The following is an 18,905-nucleotide window of genomic DNA, read 5'->3' on the forward strand; positions in this document are numbered from 1 at the left end:
TCGAACGGTCCTACTGCTTGGCGCTGCCGGTGGTGGCCTGCACGTCGATCGTGATCCGTTCCGACATGACCGGCTTGTTGTGCGGGATGTGGCTCCAGTCGCCGAGCACGAGCTGCAAGGTGTGCTTGCCCGGCGTGAGATTGACCGAGGCTTCGGTCTGGCCCTTCCCGAAATGCACGTGGCCGGCATCGACCGGGATCGCCTCGTTGAGCGCATCGCCCTCGAGCGCGGGCGCGTCGATCAGCAGATGGTGGTGGCCGGTGTTGGGAGCCTCGGTGCCGGACGGCGCGACGCCCATGCCGGACAGGCCGAAGCGGATCAGCACCGGCGAGGAGACGGTGTCGCCGTCCTTGAGGTTGATGAAGTAGGCCTTGGCATTCTCGGGGGCGGGCGTTTCGCCCGCCATGACGACGCCGGTGGTTGCAAGAGTGGCGGCAGACAGCGTGAGGGCGAAGGCGAGGTTCAGTCGGCGCATCCTGGGAAATCCTTATCTCTGCGAAGGCGGCAAATCTCTAAAGGTGACGGCACAACTCAGGATGGGCAGGGCGACCGGAGGGGCGCCTGTCCGCATCTTGCAGTGCGGCTAAACAGTAGATCAGCAGGTTTGGCGAGGCCGCGAACAAATTGCGGCGTTCGCGTGAAGTTTATAGCGCTGGCGTGGTTGTGATGCGACGGCTGGTCGCGGCGATTGGTTCAAATCTTAACGACTGCGGAAAGCAGCCATTAGGTGCAACCGGCTACGGTCGCAGGCTCATGCCGGCGTTCGCCCGGTCATTTCAGTCCCATGCATTTGAGGTCCACGATGTCGCCGTCCTTGATCGAAACCGCCAACCTCACCGTCGACCTGGCGCCCGCTCCGATCGAGCCGTCCTGGATCATCGAGGGCACTCCGACCGCGACCTCCTGCACCATCGCGCGCAGCAGCGACGGGCTGGGCTCGACCATCGTCTGGCATTGCACCGAGGGCAAGTTCAACTGGTACTACGATTTCGACGAGACCATCCTGATCCTCGAAGGCGCGATCGTGCTGGAGAGCGATGGGCTCCCGGCGAAGCGCTATGGGCCGGGCGACGTGATCTTCTTCCGCGATGGCGCGCATGCCAAATGGCATGTCGAGGGCCACGTCAAGAAGCTGGCCTTCTGCCTGAAGACGCAGCCCTATGTGCTCGGCCTCGCGGTGCGCGTGATCAACAAGCTCAAGCGCATGTTCCTGACGCCGGAAGGCCGTCGCGGCACCAGCCTCGCGGGCGCCTAGACGCCGTCGAGGATGATCACCGTCGGCATCGACGGCAGCAGCTCGCGCGACATCTTCAACGTCCGCTCGCCGCGCCGGTCGATCTCGAACTGCTGGCCGATCTTGCGCATGAACTCGTCGAGCGGCGTCGCGAAGCGGTGCATCGGCAGCACCACCGAGGCGCGCAGACGCTTGGTGATCTCGGAGATGCCGTCGAGCGACATCGTGTAGGTGCCGTCGATCGGCACCATCACCACGTCGAGCCGGCCGATCGCGGCGAAATGCGTCTCGTCCAGCTTGACGTGCAGATGGCCGAGATGGCCGATGCACAGGCCGGCAACCTCGAAGATGAAGATCGAGTTGCCGTCCTTGATCATGTCGATGCCGATGGAATCTCCGAAATAGCGGCGGATGTCGGTGGTAATGTTGCGGATCAGCACGTCGCCGATCCGCTCGTAGATCTGGGCCGGCTTGCCGTCGTCGCCCCAGCCATGCAGCACGTGCGGGATGCGCGGATCGGGCGCCAGCGTGTAGTGCGTCGAATGCGCCCGGTTCATGGTGATGACGTCGGGCAGCCGCCCGACCTGATAGGCGCCGCTGTAGTCGGTGGCGATGCGGATGCCCATCGGCGTGTCGATGAAGTAGGTCGAGTGGCCGGCATAGGTGATTGTCACCTCGTTGCCGGCCGCCGCCGTCCGGCGCAGGCTGACCGGCACGGCGCGCGGCGGGCCGCCGGCCATCGCCAGGCACTCGCTGGTGCGCGGCCCCGATTGCGCCACCGCGGGCGATGCGAATGCGACCAGGACGGCAAGCAGCGAGACCAGCGAGCGCAGCATGGCAGTTCCCCTCCAACAGCGCGTGCGAGTGTAGCGGGGAATTTCGATCAGAACTATCCTCGGCGCTGCGCCCGGCTCGAGAGCGCGGCGCGATGCGGGAGGATGGCATGACGGATCAGGTGTTGCGGCCGCTACGGGAGATCGACGCTGGCGTGCTCCGCATTGCCTATGTCGAGAGCGGGCCGGCCGACGGTCCCGTCGTCATCCTGCTGCACGGTTATCCCTACGATATCCACTCCTATGTCGAGGTCGCGCCGCGGCTCGCGGCACAAGGCTGCCGCGTCATCGTACCCTATCTGCGCGGCTATGGACCCACTCGTTTCCGCGACGCATCGACGCCGCGCTCGGGCCAGCAGGCCGCGGTCGGCGCCGACCTGGTCGCGCTGATGGATGCGCTGGCGATCCCTCGCGCGGTGTTCGCCGGTTATGATTGGGGTGGCCGCGCGGCCTGCGTCGGCGCGGCGCTGTGGGCCGAGCGCTGCACGGGCCTGGTCTCCGTGAACGGCTACCTGATCCAGGACATCGCGCGGGCGCTGGAGCCGGCGCCGGTGCCGCGCGAGTTCGCGTTCTGGTATCAATGGTACTTCCAGACCGAGCGCGGACGGGCCGGGCTCGCGGCCCACCGCGCCGAAATTGCACGGCTGCTGTGGCAGCAATGGTCACCGCACTGGCGCTTCGACGATGCGACCTTCGCGCGCGCGGCGGAGGCGTTCGACAATCCCGATCACGTCGATGTCGTGATCCACAGCTATCGGCATCGCTACGGGCTGGCCGAGGGGGACCCGCGCTATCAGGACATCGAGCAGCGGCTGGCGAGCCTGCCTGTCATCGCGGTGCCCACGATCACGCTCGATGGCGACGCCGACGGCGTGATCCCGGCGACGGACGGCCAGGCGCATGCTGCGAAGTTCAGCAACCGGATCGGCCATCGCGTGATCCCTCGGGCCGGCCACAATTTGCCGCAGGAAGAGCCGGCGGCGTTCGCCGCCGCCGTGATGGAGGTGCTGCGCTGAACGCTTCAGGTCCGTGCCGGGCTCAGCTTCCAGGCCGCGAGCAAGAGGCCCGCGGTCATCAGGCCGCAGACGATCGCAGCCTCGGGCAGCGCGAGCGCCAGCGCCGCGGTCGCCGCCCAGCCGATCGAGGAGAAGGCCTCGGCAAAGGTCGCCAGCCGCGACGAGGTCTGGCGGCGCCGGAACTGGCTGCGCCGCGCCTGGATCCGGAACCAGAGCTGGATGGCCGTGGAGGAGACGGTCGCGACCAGCACGGCCACCGCCGTGACCACCGCCTGCGCCGGCGCGACCCAGCCGAGCGCGAGCACGAGAGGCGCAAAGATCATTGCGATCGTGATCAGCACGACCTCGACCTTGGCGCGCACGATGCGCGTCCCCGGCAGCGGCGCCGTCGCCACCAGTTCGGGCGCATCCTCGCCGGAGATGGTGAGCCAGGCGAGGCCGCCCGCGAGCTGGCCCGCCGCCATCACGACGACCGGCGTGATCAGGAACACCGCCTGCGAGCTGTCGGAGTAGCTGCGCCACAGCAGCAGCGCCGGCGGCACCAGATAGAGCAGTTGCATCAGCGTCTGCGAGATCAGCCAGGGATCGCGCCGCAGCAGCATGAACTCCTTGCGCCGCAGTGCCTGCTGCCGCGAGCCGCCGCGAAACGACCTGACGCGTGCGCCGGCGCGGCTGGAGATGCCCTGGGCCGCGGCGCTGATCGCGGTGTCGGCGAAGCGCGGCGAGAACACGATCATGACGACACCGAGCAGCAACAGTCCGGCGGCCAGCAGGATCAGGAGCGCCTGACCGTCGCCGAGCGCGGCGCGGGCCGGCAGCCAGACAAGACTGTCGGGATCGGGCGCGATGGCGGCCGCGGCATCCGAGGTGAGGACGGCGAAGCGCGACAGCGTGCCATAGGACACGATCGCCGCGATCTGCAGCACGATGACGAAGCCGGCACCGATCACGGCCGCCAGGATCTGGGCGACCAGCCGCGTCCGCGCCGGACCAATGAGGCGGAACAGGACGATCGTGATGGCGATGGCGATCGCCGCCGCCGACAGGCCGACGGCCGCGACCACGACGAACGCGGCGAGCCAGCGGGCGCCACCCTCGATCAGCAGCACGTCGACGAAGGGGGTCGCGAGCAGCAGCGCCATGCTGGTCACGGAGAGTGCGATCGCCGCGATCCGGACGGAGAAGATCTCGGCCAGCCGCACCGGCGACGACATGATGAGATCGAGGTCGGCTCGGGCGTAGAACACGCGGGTGACAGACTCGATCGCCTGCGACAGCATCAAGGCCCAGGACAGCATGATGGTCGCGGTGATGACGATCAGCGCGGTCTTGTCGAGCGGCGGCGCGAGATCGGCGTAGCGGCCGACCACGACCCAGGCCGGCAGATGCATGAGGGCGCCGAACAGCACGAGACCGATGATGGCGGCCCGCGTGCGGCGCCGCCGGCCGGCCGTGATCATGCCGAGCCATTCCCGCCAGGCGAGCCGGAGCTCGTGACGGGCGAACCAGGCGAGCGTCGCCGCCCGCGTCATGCCGCGGACTCGACGTCGACCAGCGCGATGAACAGCTCCTCCAGGCTGGTGTCGGTGCGCCCGTTCTGCTGGCGGAGCTCGGCGAGCGTGCCCTCGGCGACGACGCGTCCGGCGGCGATGACGCCAATCCGGTCGGCCATGCGCTCGGCGACTTCGAGAATGTGCGTGGTCATGATCACCGTGCCGCCGCGGCGGACGCGCTCGGCCAGCAGGCCCTTGACGTGCCGCGCCGACACCGCGTCCAGGCCGGTCAGCGGCTCGTCCAGGATGATCAGCCGCGGGTCGTGGATCAGCGCGCCGGCGAGCGCCACCTTCTGGCGCATGCCCTTGGAAAAGCCTTCGCAGCGCTCGTGCAGATGCGGCTCCAGCCCGAGCGAGACCAGAAGCTCGGTTGCCGCCTCACCTGATCTCGCGGGATCGATGCCCCACAGTCCGGCGACGAATTCGAGATATTCGAGCGGCGTGAGCTTGTCGTAGATCATGGGCTCGTCGGAGACCCAGGCCATCACCTGCTTGGCCGCGATCGGGTCGCGCAGCGCGTCGATGCCGAAGATCTCGATCCGCCCGGCATCCGGCCGCAGCAGGCCCGCGACCATGCGCAGCGTGGTCGTCTTGCCGGCGCCGTTCGGGCCGACCAGTGCGTAGAATTCACCCGAGCGCACCACGAGGTCGAGCGCATCGACCGCCGGCCGCTCGAAACATTTCGTCAGTCCTCGCACGGCGAGGGCGGGGCTGCCTGGGATCATGACGGCACTATCGCCTCGTTCGGTTGGCGTCTGCAATGTGGATGCAACTCGTTGCGGCGTGGTGAACGGACCCGCGGTGCCGACCGGTTCCGCGCTCCCGCCGTGGTCCTGCGCCATTGGAGAGCTGCACCGCTGCGGGCGATGGTCAATGGTTCACGGAACCCGTGCTGTCTGGCGACAGCGCCTGGGCCTCTGCCATCAGCGGCAACGGCTGATAACGGGAGATGCCGGTCTCGTCGATCACGAACAGCGGCCGTACCTGCCGCGCGTCGCTGTCCTGGACCATCGCCATGCGCTGATTGTCGAGCATGAGCCAGCGCCCGTCGAGGCGCGCGGCCGCGACGGCGTGATCTTCGCCGCGCACGACGTCGTGCAGGATCACGATCCGCAGATCGTCGGCGGCAATGCCGGCCATCTGAAGCGCGACGAACTTGGCGATCGCGTAGTCCTCACAGTCGCCGGCCCGGTGCTCGAACGTCACAAGAGGAGAGGCCCAGACATCCATCTGGCCATATTGGGCGAGGTCGCTGGCGGGGCGGATGGCCAGGTTGATCGCGCGATTGATCTGGCCGAGCCGTGCCCGCCCCTCGCGGAGACGGCCCTGATCGATGATCGTGAGCAGGCTGAGGGCGGCGGGGGAAACGCAGCGCTCGCGGTCGCCATCGCACAGCGCAAGCTGCACGCGCTCGTCCTCGAGCTTGCGCGCGAGCGCCAGCCACTTGTCGCGCAACGCGCCGGCATCGAGGACCACCCGCGGCAGGGCGAAAGGCTCCGCATCCTCGATGGCGGCGAGCCCCAATGGCCGCGCGGCAGGACCGGCGCTCGCCGGACTGCCGATCCACATGGCGGCGCTGGCGGCCGCGGCCGCCAGCGATGCGCGCATCAGCGCGAGAAAATTCATGTGACGCCCCGTGCCCGGATCTCGGTCGGCGCGATGCAGCGCCTGACGGAACCGGATGCTTGTTGGCGGTCAGCATGGATGTGGAGGCTTGGCCTCTGCTTAAAACCGGCACGCGGGCGATCAAATCGCAGGATTTACGCTGAACGTTGTGTTGCTCCGATGCGACAAATCCTAGCGAAAGCTGAGCGATGGTCGCGAAGGTCGGAAGGGTTCGCGGTGAAGTTGTGCTTTGAACTCAGCCGCCGCTCCCGCCAAATTGATGCAATTCGTCGATTCTTGTTCTCCCACCCACAGTCCTGCACTTGAAATCCGTTGTCAGGGGTAAGCCGGTGCGGATGTCGATGTCGGCAAAGGTATTGGCTGGTCTATGAATACTTGGAATTACTTCTATTTTCTGGAGAGACATGAATTTTGACTTGGCCGGTTCCGCCCGGAGCCAGCTGTAAAGAGGGCAGAAACTCGACAACATCGTAGCGATCCCGCGGAAGCCGCCGTTTTTGGCCACCTGAAGCACAAGCTGAAGGTGGTTCCGCCAGACACTTGCCAGTGATATGCACGCCTTGAACACTCATTCTTATGTATTCATTAACCATAGTCGGTGGCCCCGTGAATTACGCTGGCAATTCTGACGCCGCGCTTTTCTCCGACGGCCGGGGCGCCTCCTCGCACGGTCACGTGCGGCTGGAGGCGCCGCACGCCCATGCGCCGACGGACGCGATCGTCGTTCCGGACGCGCATTTTCTGTTCAACGCCGATTTCAAGCGGTCCGGCCTCGACCTGATCCTCTCGTCCGATGGGCGCGAGATGGTGCTGCCGGACTATTTCAAGGGCGAGAAACGGGCGCCCCTGGCGTCACCCGATGGTGCGCATCTGACCGGCGACCTCGTCAATGCGCTCTCCGGCGCGGTGCAGGTCAGCCAGGCCGGGGCGGCTGCGAGTGTGAGCAAGGTCATCGGCCATGTGACCAAGCTGCAGGGCACCGCGACGGTCATCCGCAACGGCGTTTCGATTCTCCTGCACAACGGCGACAACGTCGAGAAGGGCGACGTCGTCCAGTCGGGATCGGATTCGACGCTCGGCATCACCTTCATCGACGGCACCGTGTTCGGCCTGTCGTCCAATGCGCGGATGGTGCTGAATGAGATGGTGTACGACCCCAATGGGTCGAACAATTCCTCGCTGATCAGCCTCGTCGCCGGCACGATCTCGTTCGTGGCCGGCGAGACCGCCAAGCACGGCGACATGAAGGTCGACACGCCCGTGGCGACCATGGGCATTCGCGGCACGGCGGTGCTGGTCGAGATCGATTTCACAGTGCCGGGGCAGGGCAGTCTGCCCGATGCCAAGTTCCAGGTGCTGGTCGAGCCGGACGGCCACACCGGCTCCTACGTCCTGTTCGACAAGACGACGCTGCAGCCGATCGCTGTGGTGAATCAGGCCGGACAGCAGATCCAGATCAGCAACGGAATCGTGAATCAGAGCGCTGTCCCGCTCACGCCGGACATCCAGAAGCTCATCAACGACGTCTTCTCGATCAAGTTCACCGACAACACCAATCCGAAGTCGAACACCCACTTCACCGATATCGGGGTGCCGCAGACGCTGACGCCGCTGACCTTGCCCAACGGCACCAGCGCAACGCCGGTGGTTCGCGTGGTCGACGACTCCGGCCCGACGACCGGGACTGGCCAGACCGGCGAGCAGCCGTCGCACATCCCAGGTCCGCCGGACGTCAGGATTCTCGATGCTGGCGGCCGGCTGACGACGGCCTTCGGATTGATGGAGCGTGCCGGTCAGACCGGGAACGGCACCGATCTCGACACCGTTCTCAGCCGCATCAATTTCGTCGACATCAACGGCATCGACCGGCCGACGGTGTCGGTGAGCTTCAAGTCCTATGCCTACAAGAGCGCGCAGCAGACTGATGTCACGGGCTCGTTGAACGCCCTGCAACTGCAGGACGTCATGGCGACGGCCGTGAAGATCGCGGTCACGCCAGATCCGAACAACAAGAACTATGGCACGGCGACGCTGACCTACAGCGTTCCCGACAACTACTTCGACTTTCTCGCGGCAGGCGAGACGCTCACGCTGACCTACCTCGTACGCGTCGACAACAATTTCGCGCCGTCCAATGAATTCACCGTGGTGCCGATCACGATCACGGTGACGGGCACCAATGACAAGCCCGAGATCGTCGCAACCGTGCAGACGATCGCGTTCGAGGGCGGCACCAGCGTGCCCGGCGGGCCGCTGACCTCGGACGATCCGACCTCGGGCACGCTGACCTTCAAGGATGTCGACCTCACCGACAGCCATACCGTCTCGGCCAAGCTGACCGGCGCGGCTCTGGAAGGCGGCGGTAGCATTCCGCCGGCCCCACTGGCGCTGTTCGAACAGGCGCTGACGGCGTCGCTGGCCTCCGATAGCACCGGGAGCGGCACCGGCAAGATCAATTGGAGCTTCGCCAGCCTGCCGGTCTATGTCGCGGATTTCATCCCCGCAGGCCAGACGCTGACGCTCACCTACACGGTGACCGTGACGGACTCGCAAGGCGCGACATCGACGCAGACGGTCACGGTCACGATCACCGGCACCGACGATCCGGCGGTGGTCTGGATTGCCACGACGCAGCCTGGCGAGAGCAGCGGCGGGCAGGTTCATCTGTGGAGCGACGGCGCGAACTGGGCAACCGGTCTGGCTCCGACCGCCGATGATGACGTCATCATCATCACCGATCAGCTGCACGGCCTGACGCCGGCCTTCCCGGTGACGATCGATGACGGCGCCTACGCCTCCGCCAAATCGGTCACGCTGAATGACTTTGGCGGCGGCGCCGTCCCCGAACTCGACAATCACGGCTTGCTGACGATCGGCGGCGCGCTGACGGCAAAGGCCGACTCTCGCATCGTTAACTTCTCGGGCGCCACGATTACGGTGAATGGTTCGGCGCAGATGCTGGACCAGAGCGAGCTGCACAATGTCGGCGCTGTGGTGCTGGATGGCGGCGGCGTATTCGGGGCTGCGGCCAGCATCATCAACACCGGGACGGTCGAGCTGTCGGCTGGCACGCTGACCGTGCATGGCAACGTCGCGAATGCCGATCAGGACAGCTCCGGCTTGATCAGGGTCGACCTGGGCGCCACCCTGACACTCGACGGCGGCAGCATCGACGGCGGCACCATCCTGATCGATGGCGTGCCGATCGTTCAAAATATCGGCACGCTGGACGAAGGTGGGCAGACGCCACCGCAAGCCAACGGCCTGCTCGCCCTGAAAGACGGGGCCGAGATCAGCAATGGCGAACTGACCAATTTCGGTACGATCGATGTGTCTGGCGCCGGAAATGCCATCTCGAACGAGATCGTCACGAACGCCGGCCTGATCGACATCAAGCCGGATGGCGCGCTCGCGCTCGACGACGACACCAGCGTCGACAATACCGACGGTACGATCACGGTCGAAGACGGCGCGACGCTGACCCTCTCGCAGGCGCGCATCAGCGGCGGCACGCTGACCAATGAGTCCGGTGGAACCGTCGCCCTGACCGGCGCAGCCGCGCTGATCGGCGGCACGCTCGACAATTCCGGCATCGTCGCCGTGTCCGGCAGCGGCAATACGTTCGAAGACGAGACGATCACGAATGCGAGTGCCGCCGCGATCACTATTGCGGTGAGCAGCGCGTTGTCTCTGTCCGGCACGAGCATCGCCGGCGGCGCTATCAGCAACGACGGGACGGTCTCCGTCGATGGCGACAGCACGATCGACGGCAGCGCCGTCGCGGGCGGCGCGCTATTGATCGGCGAGACCGGTCCGCTCGCGGAGATGACGGCCATCCTCACCGTCCAGGGTGGCGCGTCGTTGACCGGCGTCGACGTCACGATCGGCGACGGGTCGAGGCTCGAGGTCGCCGCAGAGGAGAGCGCCAACCTGGTCGGCGTCACCGTCGACAATTTCGGCACGGTCCAGGTGGACGAAGCCGCGCTGCTGCTGATCGAGCACAGCACGATCACCGGCGGCGATCTCATCAACCACGGCATCGTGCATGTCGAGACCGAGGCGGCGACCACCTTCGACAATGTCACCATCGATAACACCAATGGTCAGATCATCATCGATGAGGATGGTACGGTCCCGGTGGAATCGACCCTGGTGCTCGATGGGAGCACGACTCTCACCGGCGGCACGTTGGAAATCCGGATCGCCGGCACGCTGGAGATCGCCGGCCATGACGTGGTGACCTTGGCGGGCATGGAGGTCGCCAACGTCGGCAAAATGACCGTCGATCTCGGCGCGATCCTCGATCTCGCCGGCACCACGGTGAGCGGTGATGGCAAGCTCTATATCTATGGGGCGATCACGGCGAGCGGCACGAGTGGACTCAGCGGAACGATCTACAACGACGGCACGATCGAGATCACGGCCGGGACGTTCGAGATCAACGGCGATGTCACCGGCTCGGGACTGATCAAGGTCGATGCCGGCGCGACGCTGACCGTCGATGGCCACGTCGATCAGGTCATCGACTTCAGCAGCAAAGGGAGCAGCGAGATTGTCATCGACGACGCCAGCTTCTCCGCCAAACTCGCCGGCCTCGGAGCAGACGACAAGATCGATCTGCAGACAATCAAATGGAGTGACGCGACGACGGCGTCCTATGATGCTGACACGGGCGTGCTCACCGTCATCGACGGCGAAGGGCACAGCATCGCTCTGACCCTCGTCGGCGATTTCAGCGACTTGCATTTCGCCGGCAGCAAAGACGCCAATGGCGGGACGTTGATCACGGTGACGGCCAAGGACGACGTGCCGGTGGTTACAGATCCCGGCAAGCCGGGTGCGTTGACCGAAACGGGGGCTCAGACGGGCTCGTCTGATCTGCAAAGCGTCACCGGGACCATTCATTTCAGCGACGTTGACCTCACCGATCGCCCGACAGCGTCGATCCTGCCTCATGCGCAGAGCGTGACATGGGTCGCGGCCGATGGGCACACCGACTTGTCCAGCCAGCTCACGCCGGAGCAGATCGCCGCGTTCGAGCAGGCGCTGCAACTGAGCCAGGGCGGCAATGCCAACAATGGCAAGGTCGGCTGGACCTATGCCATCGCCGACGGCAAGCTCGATTTTCTTGGCGCCGGGCAGACCATCAAGGTCACCACCACGGTGACGCTCGACGATCATCATGAAGGCGGGACCGCGACGTCGACGATCGTCGTCACCATCACGGGCACCAACGATCTGCCGGTCGTGACGAGCGATGCGCAGGCGGCCGTCATCGCGGAGCGCACGGCCAAGTCAGGATCGGACCTGCCCGACACCGCGAGCGGCACCATCACTTTCACGGACGCTGATATCACCGACACGCATGTCCTGAAGGTGATCGGCGACGTCGCGACCTCGGGTAACGACGGCGGCCTGCCGTCGGACATGTCCGTGCTCAAGAGCTGGCTGTCGCTCGGCGCGCTCACCGAATCCGGCAAGGGTGCGGGGTCGCAGGCCTGGAGCTTCGCTGCCGGCGACAAGGCGTTCGACTACCTCGGCGTCGGCCAGCACGTGACGCTGACCTACACGGTTGCCATCGATGACGGCCATGGCCTCGTGGTCGAGGTGCCCGTCACCATCACCGTCAATGGTGCCGAGGATGCGCCCGTCATCACCGGTGAGACGAACCCGCCGGTCCAGACTGTCATCTTGGCAGAGCAGGCGAGGGTGCTGGCGAGCTCCGCCAAAACGAACACGGAGGGCATGCCCACCGAGACGTTCGATCACGTGTCGGAAGGCGCGATCTCCGACAACGGACGCGGCCACGGCAGCTTCTACAGCGAGGCGCTGCACGCGACGTTCACGGCCTCCGGCAATGCGGGAATCGTGCACGGCTCGTCGCCGGTATCCGCGGCGCCCTACATGGTCGACGGTGCGGACAAGACCAACTATCTCAGCATCGGCAGCCAAGCCCAGGAGACGATCACCTTCGACAGCGTCAAGAACAGCTTCGGGCTGTATTGGGGGTCGGTCGACAGCTACAACAGCATCTCGTTCTACAACGGCAACAAGCTGGTGGCGTCCTACTCGGGCAGCGACGTCGCGCCGCTGCTCGCCAATGGCGGGCAGGCGTCGCTGGCCTCGAACGGCTATGTCGAGTTTCTCGGGCTGTCGCCGTTCAACAAGGTGGTGCTCGCCAGCAGCCAGAATGCGTTCGAGCTCGACAACGTCTCGGCGGGCACCATCGCCGATCAGCCGGTGAAATCGGCGAGCGACATGTCCGGCACCTTGACGGTGCTCGACAAGGATGTCGGCGACACGCTGACCGCTTCGGTGCACGACAATGGCGTGATCAAATACAATGGCTCTCTCAGCCTGCCCTCGAATGCCCATGTCCAGGCGCTGGCCGATGCCCACGCGATCACCTTCGACAGCGCGACATCCGATGGCGGTGCCGATGTCCTGCACTGGACGTATCATCCGGCCGACGTGAACCTGGATTTCCTCAATCCCGGCGACACGCTGACCGTGACCTATCAGGCGGAGGTCAGCGACGGCCACGGCGGCACTGCGAGCAAGGCACTGACCGTCACGTTGGCCGGCAACAGCGCCTCGACGATCAACGGCACCGATCAGAACGACAATTTCGTCAATGTCGGCGGCGGTGTCACGATCTTCGGCAAGGGCGGTAACGACACCTTCGTCTTCAATCCGCATTTCGGCAGCGCCACGATCGGCGATTTCGATCTCAACAAGGACATCGTCGAGCTCGATCATTCGCTGTTCGCCAGCGTGGACGCGATGGTGGCCGCCGCGCAGTCGGCCAACAACGGCCACGACACCGTCATCACCGATGCGGCGCATGATACGCTCACGCTCAAGGGCGTGACGCTGGATCAATTCAAGGCGCATCACGACGGCTTTCACCTGGTCTGAGTCCGCGGCGTTCGGGCTGCAGGCCACGGTGTGATATCGGTTGCTGCATGAAGCGATTGAGAGCAGTTCCCCGGTGGTTTGCACGCAGGTTTGGCTATGCGCGCCTGATCTGCCTGCTGCTGCTGGTCGCGTTCGCGGCGCTGCGCGTCGCTGATCCGGCCCTGGTGCAGGAGTTGCGTCTTCGCACCTTCGATAATTTCCAGGCGCTCAGTCCGCGGCCCAAGACGGTTCGCCCGGTCACCATTGTCGACATCGACGAGAAGAGCCTCGCTGATCCCAAGCTCGGCCAGTGGCCATGGCCGCGGACGCGCATCGCCGAGATCATCGAGAAACTGACCCAGCTCGGCGCCCTTGTCATCGCCTTCGACGTCGTGTTTGCCGAGCCCGACCGGCTCAATCCGGCTATCGCGGCGGATACCTTCCCCGGTCTGGATGAGGTGACACGTGAGAAGCTGAAGGCGTTGCCGTCAAACGATCAGGTGTTCGCCGAGACCTTGCGAAGATCGCGCATCGTGCTCGGTGAGACGGCCAGCCTCGAGAAGCGCACCGATCTGGACAAGACACTGCCCGTGACCGGCTTTGCGATGCTGGGTGACCCGATCCCGTTCATGGAGCCGTTTCCTGGGCTGCTGCGCAACGTGCCGGTGATCGAGCATGCGGCGGCGGGGCGTGGCCTGTTCACGATCCCGCCCGAGCGCGACGGCATCATCCGCCGGGTGCCGATGATCATGCGGGCACAGGACGTCACGATGCTGGCGCTGAGCTTCGAGATGCTGCGGGTTCTGACCGCCACGGACACGGTGTTCGTCAAGGCTGAGGAGGGCGGCATCACCAGCCTTGGCCTGCGTGGGTTTCAGATTCCGACCGACGGCAACGGCAAGATCTGGGTGCACTACGCCAATCATGATCCATCCATCTATGTCTCTGCCATCGACGTGCTCGAAGGCCGCGTGTCACCGGAGAAGATTGCGCGGAAGCTGATCCTGATCGGCCCGTCCGCCATCGGGTTGAACGACATCAAGACCACTCCGGTGTACTCGGCCATGCCGGGCGTCGAGGTACACGCCCAGGTGCTGGAGTCGGTGCTGACAGGCTCAATTCTGACACGGCCTTATTGGGGCGTTGTGGTCGAGTTCCTTGGGGCCGTCCTGCTCGGTTTTCTCGTCATTGTGTTCGCGCCGCAGCTCGGCGCCATCACCCTGGTGATGGTTGGGGGACTGTTCGCGAGCGCGCTGCTCGGCCTCTCCTGGTACTTCTACACCCAGCACCGGCTGATGATCGACTTCACCTATCCGATGCTGTCGACAACCGCGGTCTACCTGACGCTGATCTTCGCCAATTTCGTCCGCGAGCAGGAGCAGCGCCGGCAGATGCGCTCCGTGTTCGGGCAATATCTGTCGCCCGTTCTGGTCGAGCAGTTGGCGGACTCGCCGCCCAAGCTCGGCGGCGAGGAGCGCGAGATCACGGTCATGTTCTCGGACGTGCGCGGTTTCACCACGATCTCGGAGAGCTACAAGCACGATCCGCAAGGCCTGACCCAGCTCATGAACCGGTTCCTGACGCCGCTCACCGACGCCATCATCGCCCGCAAGGGCTATGTCGACAAATATATGGGCGACGCCATCATGGCGTTCTGGAACGCGCCGCTCGCCGACAAGGACCATCAGATCAACGCCTGCGAAGCCGCGCTCGACATGCTCGACCGGATCGACCGGGTGAACGGCGAGCGCGAGCAGGAGGCCGCGCATGGCGGCCACGTCTACATTCCGCTCAAGGTCGGCATCGGCCTCAACACCGGCATCGGCGTGGTCGGCAACATGGGCTCCGATCTGAAGTTCAACTATTCGGCGCTCGGCGACAGCGTCAACCTCGCCTCCCGCCTCGAAGGACAATCCAAGGAATACGGCTTCCCGATCATCGTCGGCTCGGCGACGGCCATGGCAGTCAAGGACAGGCTCGCCATCCTCGAGCTCGACTTCATCATGGTGAAGGGCAAGACCGAGCCGGAGGTGATCTATGCCATCACCGGCCGCGAGGACGTGATGCATTCCGAGCGCTTCCAGCTGCTGCGCAACCTCACCATCGAGATGCTGGCCGCCTATCGCAACTGCGACTGGGACGAGGCGCTGGCTGCAATCGAACGAGGGCGGAGGAAGGACGAGGCGAAGGAGCTGGCTAAGCTCTACGATCTCTACGAGGCGCGCATCCGCCACTATCGGGTCGATCCGCCGCCCGAGGATTGGAACGGCGCCTACGCGCTGTTGACGAAGTAGCAATCCGTCGAAGGATGGACCCGGCCGCGCTGACGGGCATGGCGCGGCGACGATGGTAATCAATTGCAGATCACATAGGCCGAATAGGGCGGGCAACGCGTGCTGCGTTTCTCCGTGCCGGGAGCGTGGCGGGCGGGACGCGACGGCGGAAGGCTCCGTTTGATACGCGGTGGCTTGCCTCCCTCGTGCGCCAGCGGCGATGGCGCGACGACGTTGCCAGGCTTCGTGGAGGATGTCTGCGCGTCCACCACCGCGATGTTGCCGGCAAGCGCGAGCGTGACGACAACGAGTTTGACTGAACGAAAGCGCCTCCGGCGCTGCAGGATCGGCACGGCGTCGGCGCGATCCAGCAGATGTCGAGCGCTTGGCGTTTGTTGCGCGGCTGCAACAGCGGGATAGGAAAGATTCGGGAGCATGTGCGTCGGATTGTACTCGTTATAGACGTGCAATACCATAATGAACCACTTAAGGTGGTAAAATGCTGCAAATGGGGGGCACTGATGCAGTCTTTCGAGGATACAAGTGCGGCTGCTCCAATGAAGGAGAAGCCGGCATGGGGGCCAGTCAAGCGTTTCGCTCCGCCATATCGTTTCACTCGGCCACACTGGGGCAGCCTCATCGCGGCGGCAGCGTGTGTGCTTGGGGCCAGCGGGGTGTCCGCTGCGGATCTTCCGGTCAAGGCGCCGCCGGCGCCGGTTTCGCTGTGGGAGTTCGAGGTCGGCGCTCGCTATTTCTACAGTTCGGGCCGTACCCGTTACACGCTGGGTGATCCTTTCGTCGCAGGCCAGATCAATTCCCAGCTGACCTATAAGAATCTCAACAGCCATGCCGGCGAAGGCTTCGCCAGGGTCGATCACAATGTCGGCTTCTTCGCCAAGGGCTTTGCTGGCGGCGGAAACATCTTCAGCGGCACGCTCAACGACGAAGACTATCCGCCGGCAGTCATTCCATACTCAAACACGGTCAGCGACGTGAACAGCGGCAGGCTGTGGTACGGCACGATCGACGCCGGCTACAATTTCTGGAGAGGGCCTGCGTTCAAGGTCGGCGCCTTCATCGGCTACAACCATTTCTATGAGACCGTCAACGCGTACGGATGTACTCAGGTCGCGACCAACCCGTTCATCTGTGGTCTCGCTCCGGTTGCCGGAGGCGTGCTGGTGCTCAGCAAGACCGAGAACTGGGACTCGCTTCGTGTGGGGTTGAACGGCGTCTTCCATCTGGGTCAGAACTGGAACGTCACCCTCGATGGCGCCGTTCTGCCCTATGTCCGGCTGAGCGGATTCGATAATCATTGGCTGCGGCCCGACATCAATCCGCTTCCGCAGTCCGGAAACGGCTGGGGCTATCAGCTCGAAGGTATCGTGTCTTACGACGTGACGAGAAACTTCAGCGTCGGTCTCGGGGGGCGCTATTGGTACGCTCGGACGACATCCGGGACCACGCAATTCCCGGGCGTCCCGGGATCGCCCACGACATTCAGCTACGAGCGGTACGGCGGCTTTCTCCAAGCATCATACAAATTTGACTCGGGCGCGTTCGTCGTCGGCAAATGACATATTGGCTGTTGTGCTGAAGAAGAAGCCCGGCAGACGGCCGGGCTTCTTTGCGAGTGCGACGGCAACCGGCGCCGAACCGCTACTCCACGCCGATCGTGGTCAGGTCCTGGAACCAGTGCTGGGCCTGCACGAACTTCTTCACTTTGGGCGACAGCGCGTGCGGGTTGGTGTCATGGACGACCCACACCAGCGCGGCGTCGTCGACGACCAGCGCATGCGCCTGTGCGATCAGCTCGTCCTGCTTCGCCGGATCGAAGGTCTGCTTCGCCTCGCTGATCAGCGCATCGACCTTCGGGTTCTTGTAGCCGCCCCAGTTGACGCCGGTGGGCGCGATCTGGTCGGAGGCGAAGAAGCGCACGATCGCGTAGAGCGGATCGGAGGTCACATAGGCGATGTTGTTGGCGGTGATGCCGGCGTTCATCTCGTCGGCGGCGCCCTTGCGCCAATGCGTGTACAGCGTCTCCAGCTCGACGACCTTGAAGTCGATGTCGATGCCGATCTCCTTGAAGCTCTGCTGCAGATATTCGTTCATCGGCAGCGACAGCATCTGGCCCGTGCCGCCCTGTGCGATGATGAAGGTCGTCTTCAGCGGCTTGTCCTTGGAGTAGCCGGCATCCTCGACCAGCTTCTTTGCTGCGGCGAGATCATATTTCAGGTCGAAGGTGGGCTTGCCGAACCACGGGCTCGACGGGTCGACCTGGCCCTTGGCGGGCTTCGCCAGGCCGTTCATCAGACCGACCACCTCGTCGCGATTGATCGCGAGGTTGAGCGCCTTGCGCAGCCGGATGTCGGTCCAGGGCGATCCCGGCAGCACGCTGAGATGATAGTTCCAGACGTGCGGCGTGACGTTGTCGACCAGCTTCATGCCGGCGGCCTTGAGCTGCGGCACGGCGTCGGGCGCCGGCGTCTCGATCAGATCGACTTGGCCGGCCAGCAGCGCGTTGGTGCGCGTCAGCGCCTCGGGCATCGGCACCAGCACGAGCTTGTCCGTCTTCGGGATGCGATCCTTGTTCCAATATTCGGAATTCTTCGTGAGCTCGGCCAACTCGCGCGGCACCAGCTTGGTCAGCTTGAATGGACCGGTGCCCGAGGGCTGGCTGGCGAACTTGTCCCAGTCCTTGCCGAGCTTCTCGTATTGCGCCGGGCTCGAAATCAGGAACCACAGCATCTGATAGGGGAAGAACGAGTCGACCGTCTTGGTCGTGATCTCCACTGTGGAGTCGTCGATCTTGGCGTAGCTCGCCACCGACGGAAGCCGCGTCTTCACCTGCGCGCTCTGCCGCTTGTCGAACTGAGGTGCCTTATCGTTGAGCACCTTGTCCAGATTCCAGATCACCGCATCGGCATTGAAGTCGCTGCCGTCGTGGAACTTGACGCCCTTGCGCAGGGTGAAGCGCCACTTCGTCTTGTCGGCGTCGTCGACCTTCCATTCGCTGGCGAGGCCCGGAACGAGCTTGCCCGGTTTGTCGGCGACGCTCATGTCCCAGGCCACTAGCGGATCATAGATCGTGTAGCCGGTAAACTGATAGGCGCCGGCGCCGCGATCGGGCTGGCCCGTCGTCAGCGGAATGTCCGCCATCGAGATGCCGTAACGCAGGACGGTTTCGGCGCGCGCGGCAACCATGGAGAGGCCGAGGGCAAGCGCCGTGGCGAGCAGGGACAATCTAGTACGCATCAGGATGAAGCTCCGTGGGGACCCGGATCAAATTCAATGCCAAAATCCTGCAATCCGGGTGCCAAAGCTCAAAACGGATCATTTGAGTACAAACGTTGTGACCTCGCGTCGCAGGGCGACGGTCCGGCGCAGCGCTGGCATAGCCGTTGCATAACGCTGCACAGAATTTAGCCAGCTGATCGGAGATAAGATCGTGCTCTCGCGTATTGCGACTTCAA

The 18,905-nt window shown here is 64.6% G+C and carries 12 protein-coding genes; 5 read left to right on the forward strand and 7 right to left on the reverse strand.

Annotation, left to right across the window (positions count from 1 at the left end; translation table 11 throughout):
• Window positions 1-10 precede the first annotated feature (10 nt).
• Window positions 11-475 carry a DUF4399 domain-containing protein gene (locus ACQR1X_RS05540; RefSeq protein ID WP_434892726.1) on the reverse strand — a complete coding sequence of 155 codons (465 nt, stop codon included), beginning with the start codon at window positions 473-475 and terminating at the stop codon, window positions 11-13.
• Window positions 476-802: 327 nt separating this feature from the next.
• On the opposite strand from ACQR1X_RS05540, the gene ACQR1X_RS05545 reads away from it, so the two are divergent.
• Window positions 803-1,255 carry a cupin domain-containing protein gene (locus ACQR1X_RS05545; protein WP_316182833.1) on the forward strand — a complete coding sequence of 151 codons (453 nt, stop codon included), beginning with the start codon at window positions 803-805 and terminating at the stop codon, window positions 1,253-1,255.
• Here the strand turns inward: ACQR1X_RS05545 and ACQR1X_RS05550 are convergent.
• A complete protein-coding gene (locus ACQR1X_RS05550) occupies window positions 1,252-2,070 on the reverse strand; it encodes an MBL fold metallo-hydrolase (protein ID WP_316239427.1) in 819 nt (272 codons plus the stop codon). The two genes, ACQR1X_RS05545 and ACQR1X_RS05550, sit on opposite strands and share 4 nt — an antisense overlap.
• Before the next feature lie 107 nt (window positions 2,071-2,177).
• On the opposite strand from ACQR1X_RS05550, the gene ACQR1X_RS05555 reads away from it, so the two are divergent.
• Window positions 2,178-3,083, forward strand: a complete 906-nt coding sequence (locus ACQR1X_RS05555; protein ID WP_316182835.1) for an alpha/beta fold hydrolase — start codon at window positions 2,178-2,180, stop codon at window positions 3,081-3,083.
• A 5-nt stretch (window positions 3,084-3,088) separates the two neighbouring features.
• Here the strand turns inward: ACQR1X_RS05555 and ACQR1X_RS05560 are convergent, their stop codons facing one another.
• The 3 genes from ACQR1X_RS05560 to ACQR1X_RS05570 form a co-directional block, all read right to left on the reverse strand.
• Window positions 3,089-4,615: a permease gene (locus tag ACQR1X_RS05560; protein WP_316216684.1), complete on the reverse strand. Its 1,527-nt coding sequence runs from the start codon at window positions 4,613-4,615 to the stop codon at window positions 3,089-3,091.
• On the reverse strand, window positions 4,612-5,361 hold the full coding sequence (locus ACQR1X_RS05565) for an ABC transporter ATP-binding protein (RefSeq protein ID WP_316182836.1): 750 nt from the start codon (window positions 5,359-5,361) through the stop codon (window positions 4,612-4,614). Before ACQR1X_RS05565 ends, ACQR1X_RS05560 begins: the two co-directional genes overlap by 4 nt.
• Before the next feature lie 145 nt (window positions 5,362-5,506).
• On the reverse strand, window positions 5,507-6,262 hold the full coding sequence (locus ACQR1X_RS05570) for a transglutaminase-like cysteine peptidase (RefSeq protein WP_434838532.1): 756 nt from the start codon (window positions 6,260-6,262) through the stop codon (window positions 5,507-5,509).
• Window positions 6,263-6,868: 606 nt separating this feature from the next.
• Here ACQR1X_RS05570 and ACQR1X_RS05575 point away from each other — a divergent pair.
• Window positions 6,869-13,180: an Npun_F0296 family exosortase-dependent surface protein gene (locus tag ACQR1X_RS05575; protein ID WP_434898474.1), complete on the forward strand. Its 6,312-nt coding sequence runs from the start codon at window positions 6,869-6,871 to the stop codon at window positions 13,178-13,180.
• A gap of 47 nt (window positions 13,181-13,227) precedes the next feature.
• Window positions 13,228-15,453 (forward strand): CHASE2 domain-containing protein, encoded by a 2,226-nt coding sequence (locus ACQR1X_RS05580; protein WP_315805225.1) that lies wholly within the window; start codon window positions 13,228-13,230, stop codon window positions 15,451-15,453.
• Between the two features lie 59 nt (window positions 15,454-15,512).
• Here the strand turns inward: ACQR1X_RS05580 and ACQR1X_RS05585 are convergent, their stop codons facing one another.
• Window positions 15,513-15,908: a hypothetical protein gene (locus tag ACQR1X_RS05585; protein WP_315805224.1), complete on the reverse strand. Its 396-nt coding sequence runs from the start codon at window positions 15,906-15,908 to the stop codon at window positions 15,513-15,515.
• Between the two features lie 45 nt (window positions 15,909-15,953).
• On the opposite strand from ACQR1X_RS05585, the gene ACQR1X_RS05590 reads away from it, so the two are divergent.
• Window positions 15,954-17,009 carry a hypothetical protein gene (locus ACQR1X_RS05590; protein WP_434873501.1) on the forward strand — a complete coding sequence of 352 codons (1,056 nt, stop codon included), beginning with the start codon at window positions 15,954-15,956 and terminating at the stop codon, window positions 17,007-17,009.
• 82 nt (window positions 17,010-17,091) lie between these two features.
• On the opposite strand, the gene ACQR1X_RS05595 is transcribed toward ACQR1X_RS05590, so the two are convergent.
• Window positions 17,092-18,687, reverse strand: a complete 1,596-nt coding sequence (locus tag ACQR1X_RS05595; RefSeq protein WP_434898475.1) for an ABC transporter substrate-binding protein — start codon at window positions 18,685-18,687, stop codon at window positions 17,092-17,094.
• Window positions 18,688-18,905 lie beyond the last annotated feature (218 nt).

Source organism: Bradyrhizobium sp. HKCCYLRH3073 (genome assembly GCF_051167995.1).
GTDB lineage: Bacteria > Pseudomonadota > Alphaproteobacteria > Rhizobiales > Xanthobacteraceae > Bradyrhizobium.

What these genes read in the sequence shown, in the direction of transcription:
- ACQR1X_RS05540 (WP_434892726.1), bottom strand. Translation starts at nt 475, where the DNA reads ATGCGCCGACTGAACCTCGCCTTCGCCCTCACGCTGTCTGCCGCCACT.
- ACQR1X_RS05545 (WP_316182833.1), top strand. Translation starts at nt 803, where the DNA reads ATGTCGCCGTCCTTGATCGAAACCGCCAACCTCACCGTCGACCTGGCG.
- ACQR1X_RS05550 (WP_316239427.1), bottom strand. Translation starts at nt 2,070, where the DNA reads ATGCTGCGCTCGCTGGTCTCGCTGCTTGCCGTCCTGGTCGCATTCGCA.
- ACQR1X_RS05555 (WP_316182835.1), top strand. Translation starts at nt 2,178, where the DNA reads ATGACGGATCAGGTGTTGCGGCCGCTACGGGAGATCGACGCTGGCGTG.
- ACQR1X_RS05560 (WP_316216684.1), bottom strand. Translation starts at nt 4,615, where the DNA reads ATGACGCGGGCGGCGACGCTCGCCTGGTTCGCCCGTCACGAGCTCCGG.
- ACQR1X_RS05565 (WP_316182836.1), bottom strand. Translation starts at nt 5,361, where the DNA reads ATGATCCCAGGCAGCCCCGCCCTCGCCGTGCGAGGACTGACGAAATGT.
- ACQR1X_RS05570 (WP_434838532.1), bottom strand. Translation starts at nt 6,262, where the DNA reads ATGAATTTTCTCGCGCTGATGCGCGCATCGCTGGCGGCCGCGGCCGCC.
- ACQR1X_RS05580 (WP_315805225.1), top strand. Translation starts at nt 13,228, where the DNA reads ATGAAGCGATTGAGAGCAGTTCCCCGGTGGTTTGCACGCAGGTTTGGC.
- ACQR1X_RS05585 (WP_315805224.1), bottom strand. Translation starts at nt 15,908, where the DNA reads ATGGTATTGCACGTCTATAACGAGTACAATCCGACGCACATGCTCCCG.
- ACQR1X_RS05590 (WP_434873501.1), top strand. Translation starts at nt 15,954, where the DNA reads ATGCAGTCTTTCGAGGATACAAGTGCGGCTGCTCCAATGAAGGAGAAG.
- ACQR1X_RS05595 (WP_434898475.1), bottom strand. Translation starts at nt 18,687, where the DNA reads ATGCGTACTAGATTGTCCCTGCTCGCCACGGCGCTTGCCCTCGGCCTC.